Origin of the sequence: Mesorhizobium sp. M7A.F.Ca.CA.002.05.1.1 (assembly GCF_003998335.1) — a bacterium.
GTDB lineage: Bacteria > Pseudomonadota > Alphaproteobacteria > Rhizobiales > Rhizobiaceae > Mesorhizobium.
Genome location: NZ_RZQI01001662.1, coordinates 1 through 432 on the forward strand (window position 1 = coordinate 1; position 432 = coordinate 432).

The following is a 432-nucleotide window of genomic DNA, read 5'->3' on the forward strand; positions in this document are numbered from 1 at the left end:
CGACAGGGCAACGCGCGCCAGGCTGGATAGCGAACTCATGGCTTGTCTCCGGGAATGATTGGCAAGGGCGCGCGATTCTGGCCACGAGCCGCGGCTGCCCACAGCGCCATGAACGGCGTCGCCAGCAGCAGGAATGGCGGGATCAGATGCGGGAAATAGATGCGCGTGTCGTGGATCGGAAAGACGGTGAACTTCGCCAGCGCGCCGAGCACCAGTGCCGCAAACAGGATGCCGGCGCGGCGGTCGAGGCGGAAGCCGGCGCGGGCGGCGGCAAACCAGCCGGCCAGTGCCAGCACCGACACGCCGACCCAGCTGTTCAGGCTGACGGCACGCAGCAGCGAGGCGGCAAACGCCCTGAGATAGGCGGTGACCGAGAATGGCGGTTTGCACCCGTCCCTATTGTAAATCTTGTCAAAGGTTGGGAACCACAAA

General features: G+C 65.0%; 1 pseudogene. It reads right to left on the reverse strand.

The features are described from left to right. Positions 1-35: 35 nt before the first annotated feature. Positions 36-432 (reverse strand): annotated as a pseudogene (locus tag EN939_RS37655) (hypothetical protein); the annotation flags it as partial.